Source organism: Ochrobactrum sp. SFR4, from assembly GCF_019730395.1.
Classification (GTDB): domain Bacteria; phylum Pseudomonadota; class Alphaproteobacteria; order Rhizobiales; family Rhizobiaceae; genus Pseudochrobactrum.
This window is the reverse complement of the sequence record NZ_JAAPBB010000040.1, coordinates 1-4371: the sequence shown is the minus strand read 5'-3', so window position 1 is coordinate 4371 and position 4371 is coordinate 1. Positions and strand designations below refer to the sequence as shown.

Genomic DNA, 4371 nt, shown 5'->3' with positions numbered 1-4371 from the left:
AAATCAACCCATAAACCGAGCCGGAAAATCCAATCTTCAAAAGCACAATTAGTCTCAAATCATTCGACGACGGACACTACATTTGCATATCAAGACACCAAAGAAACAATGATATGCTGGGACAACCCTTGGCTCCCCATGCGGGGTATCCTACGCATGATCTTCAATACATATTGGAGATCATGCAATGGCTGCAATCCGGAAACTACGTGGACGCCGGCAAGCACAAGTGCGCAGACGCAGAAGAAGTATCGCCATCTGTGTTGTTGTTAAAAACGACTATCCTTTGCAGAAATCTCAAAACCTATAATTGCAACCTAAGTGAAAGATATTTTCATGAGGAATATTGCATTGGCGTAAGATGGCAAGATTAAGACACCCTCCGCACCTAAAGCGATAAGTATGAAGTTACTTATCGGGAGGCCTTGAAAAGGATGAGTGCAAATAGTTTAGTCTATGAGCTTAAAAAGCCATATATTCACACTTTATCATTAGCTCTTTTCCTTGCTCTGAACGCGACCACAGCATGGTCGCAACCTTCTGCCGAAGATTTATCGCAGCAATTGGCCAATCCGCTGGCAAGCCTGATCAGCGTTCCTTTTCAAAACAATTTTGATTTCAGAGCCGGTCCTGATCAGAAAGGTTTCTCCTACGGCCTAAACATTCAACCTGTCATCCCCTTTAGCTTGAACGAAGACTGGAACATTATTTCACGTACAATTATCCCGATAGCCTATCGGGATTACATGCCGGACGGAAGCGTTTCAGGTTTGGGTGATATTAACGCCAGTCTTTTCCTGTCACCGAAACAAAGCGGCCCCAGCGGTTTAATCTGGGGTGTTGGTCCTGTCTTTCTTCTACCAACGGCAACCGATGACTATCTGGGCGGCGGGAAACTCGGATTAGGACCAACTGCTGTCGCTTTGATCCAGCGAAATGACTGGACTGTCGGTGCTCTGGGCAATCATATTTGGTCTGTTGCAGGCTCTTCAAACAGGCAGGATATTAGTTCCAGCATGCTTCAGCCATTTGTTTCGTACAATTTGGGACATGGAAGATCCGTATCGCTCAGCCTTGATTCAACGTATAATTGGGAAGCCAGCCAATGGACATTGCCGATTAATCTGGATGCTACACAGGTTTTCAAAGTTAAAGATCAGGCGATGAGTATTCAGGTGGGCGGGCGTTATTATGCTGACGGTCCTGATGGCAGTGCAAAATGGGGATTACGCACGACCCTGACATTTATGTTTCCCGAATAAACGGCCGGATCTGTTCACAACACAACAATGTCCCGTCATTTCAACAAGTTGTAATTCTCCTGAGACTTTGGCAAGGTAAGGCATCAACCATCTGATCGGGTAAGATGCAATGGCGACCATCCCTATAACGCGAAGCTTGTTTCTTCTTCCTTTTGTAGGGATTCTGGATGAGATTGGTGCCCCGAGCAGTTCACTTTTAGAGAAATTCCGGCTTCCGCTGAATCTGAATGAACAGAGCAGTTTTTACATTCCGCTCTTGCCTGCACTCAGCTTTATTGAAGCCGCGCAAAAATCTCAGGATCTGGAAGACTTTAGCTTCCTCGCCGGACAGCGCTTACATTTTTCTCATTTGCGGGAAAGAACAAAGGCTCTGGTTGCCCATTCACCAACTTTGCTCGTGGCTTTGCGTCATGCATGTTATTGGGCATCGCGCGAGGATTCAATGCTCAGCATGTGGATCGAGTATGATCAGGATCACATACGGGTTTGCAACAGAATTACTTTGCCCGGCAATCATGCATATTTAAAACATGCGCAATGGCTGCAAAATGTTTTTTCAGTTTATATCGCACGGCAGTTTACAGGAGCGGGCTGGATGCCGCCGGTTATGGCTTTTGAAGCCGGCTACACTCCGGGCGCTGCAACACAATCCTGCTGGCCAAATGTGCAGTTTCTCTCAGATCAGCAGGCTTCCTGGATCAGTATACCCAATTCTTGTCTCAGCCTCCCCTATCATGCAAACACCCTATATTCCCCATGTCACGCCCCTGAAGATGAACCTTCGGGCTATGAGATTGTAGAAACCCTGAAACTGATGCTGCCTTCCTATCTGGATGGTGGCATTCCGACACTCGCGCAGGTAGCGGAGATGGCAGGGGTCAGCCCGCGTACTTTCCAGCGCAAACTCTCAAGTGTTGATTTCGTATATTCGGATATACTCGACACCATAAGATTTGAACGCTCAAGCGCGCTGCTACGTGAGACAGATGCCAAAATAATTGATATTGCTTTTGCGTCCGGGTATTCTGACCCTGCACATTTTAGCCGCGCATTTCGCCGGATTGCAGGGGTCACACCAAGGCAGTTTCGTGAGCAATCACAGCAAAATTAAATATTTTTACCTGCATATTTTCAGAATATTTATTTGTCATTCGTCTGCTGTTCATAAGCATATGACAGGACGCTGCTTAATTAAGGTTGGCGTAAAATGGCAAGATTAGCCATCCGCTTCTGCTAAAAATAATCTGAGTTAGCCTGTCAACCGGCCTGCCTGATCGGCTGGCCATTGTCCGGTTTGCCTGTGTTTGCATGTTTCGTGTTTTCCTTAGCAGATAACACGGCTCGTTAATCAGATTAAATGAAGAGGTATATCCATGTTTCGCTCCTTTGGAATGAGCTTAGCAATGACTGCGACCCTGTTGACGAGCACAGCATATGCCGGAACATCGGGTGACAAAGTCCCTGTCACTGTTGAGAATTTTATTCGCGCTGAAACTGATCACTATCTCACGGCCAATGCCAAACTCATCGGCAGTCTTGGCAAATTTCAGCATTCCCGTGAGCCTGTAGCCATTGATGCTCAAACTGTCATTCGCATGAACAGAGATACACTCTATTCCTTCGCTGTCTTTGATCTCGCCGGCGGACCGGTAACACTCACCCTGCCGGATACCGGTAAGCGCTATATGTCGATGATGATCGTTAATCAGGATCATTACTTACCGGTTGTCGCCTATGGCACAGAACCGGTGACGCTGACGCAGGAATCTGTAGGCACGCGCTATGTGTTTGCCGCTATCCGCACACTGGTTGACCCGAATGATCCGAAAGATCTGGATGAAGTTCACAAGCTTCAGGATACCATCAAAGTCGAGCAGAAAGACATAGGTAAGCTTGAGCTTCCAAACTGGGATGATGAAAGCCTTACAGATATCCGTAACGCATTGCTTACACTTGCAAAGCACCAGACTTCTTATCAGGGCTCTTTTGGAAAGCGGGATCAGGTTGAGCCGGTTCATCATTTAATCGGAACGGCTTCCGGTTGGGGCGGTATTCCCGAAAACGATGCTCTCTATCCGAGCTATACACCTGAGAAAAACGACGGCAAAACAGTCTACACGCTCACTATACCGAGCGATGTTCCTGTGAAGGCTTTCTGGTCGATCAGCGTTTACAATGCAAAAGGCTTCTTTGAGAAGAACGCCTATAATGCTTATTCGATCAACAATCTGACCGCAAAAAAGAATGCTGACGGATCAGTTGCGGTTCAGTTTGGCGGCTGCGACGGTAAAATCGCCAACTGTCTGCCGGTTGTTGACGGATGGAACTATACGGTACGCCTTTATCGTCCTGATCCGGTTTTGGTGAGTGGTGAGTGGAAGCTTCCGGAAGCAAAGCCCCTTAACTAAGTTTAAGCGGCAAACACGACGCTATCCGGATCCACCATTCGAGGAACATAAAATGCCTTCAAAGATCTGTCAGGTCGTCGTATTTGCGACCATATCTTTGTCTGCCCCAAATATAGCTCTGGCGGAAACCGCACCAGGGCCGAAGGTGACAGACCCTCATTTCCATCTGACACCGGGATATTTGCAGACAAGTGATTTGCCGGACAGTCTTGTTTTGCTAGGCGCTCCCCCGGCAAAGGGGAGTGCTGCACTGGCGCGTGACGAATCCGCAAGAGAAGCAACAATTACGCTTCGCGGCAAAGCGCGCTGGGATCTCGCACGAACAGATGCAGACTTGCAATTTCCTCAGCCAGCAAAGAACTTCTCCTGTGCAATGGGCGTGGATATCAGCGAAGAGAAAACACCGCATATATACCACCTGCTGGAGAGAGTTCTGACAGATGCGGGGCTTTCAACCTATGGCGTTAAAAACAAATACAACAGAACCCGCCCTTTCGTTGTGCATAATGAAGGCACTTGCCAGCCAGACGAGGAAGATGTGTTGCGCCATGACGGATCATACCCGTCAGGACACACAGCAGCAGGTTGGGCTTGGGCGCTCACACTGGCAGAAGTCAATCCAAAATGGACTTGTCACGGTTTGATTCCGCCTCCTTAAATAGACTATTTGTCATTAAGGAGAAGAATTATGGCAGTTTCAC

The 4371-nt window shown here is 47.7% G+C and carries 4 protein-coding genes; all 4 read left to right on the top strand.

Annotation, left to right across the window (positions count from 1 at the left end; translation table 11 throughout):
- Positions 1-434: 434 nt before the first annotated feature.
- The 4 genes from HBA93_RS17620 to HBA93_RS17605 all read left to right on the top strand — a co-directional run bounded on the left by HBA93_RS17620 (position 435) and on the right by HBA93_RS17605 (position 4328).
- Positions 435-1262 (top strand): transporter, encoded by an 828-nt coding sequence (locus HBA93_RS17620; RefSeq protein ID WP_221724153.1) that lies wholly within the window; start codon positions 435-437, stop codon positions 1260-1262.
- A 109-nt stretch (positions 1263-1371) separates the two neighbouring features.
- Complete coding sequence (locus HBA93_RS17615) at positions 1372-2373, top strand: helix-turn-helix transcriptional regulator (protein ID WP_221724152.1); 1002 nt, start codon at positions 1372-1374, stop codon at positions 2371-2373.
- A gap of 292 nt (positions 2374-2665) precedes the next feature.
- Complete coding sequence (locus HBA93_RS17610) at positions 2666-3670, top strand: DUF1254 domain-containing protein (protein WP_286202030.1); 1005 nt, start codon at positions 2666-2668, stop codon at positions 3668-3670.
- Positions 3671-3722: 52 nt separating this feature from the next.
- Positions 3723-4328, top strand: a complete 606-nt coding sequence (locus HBA93_RS17605) for an acid phosphatase (RefSeq protein WP_221724150.1) — start codon at positions 3723-3725, stop codon at positions 4326-4328.
- Positions 4329-4371: the final 43 nt, after the last annotated feature.

Bases quoted from the DNA above. Each gene is read 5' to 3' on its own strand.
- HBA93_RS17620 (WP_221724153.1), top strand. From the start codon at position 435: ATGAGTGCAAATAGTTTAGTCTATGAGCTTAAAAAGCCATATATTCAC.
- HBA93_RS17615 (WP_221724152.1), top strand. From the start codon at position 1,372: ATGGCGACCATCCCTATAACGCGAAGCTTGTTTCTTCTTCCTTTTGTA.
- HBA93_RS17610 (WP_286202030.1), top strand. From the start codon at position 2,666: ATGACTGCGACCCTGTTGACGAGCACAGCATATGCCGGAACATCGGGT.
- HBA93_RS17605 (WP_221724150.1), top strand. From the start codon at position 3,723: ATGCCTTCAAAGATCTGTCAGGTCGTCGTATTTGCGACCATATCTTTG.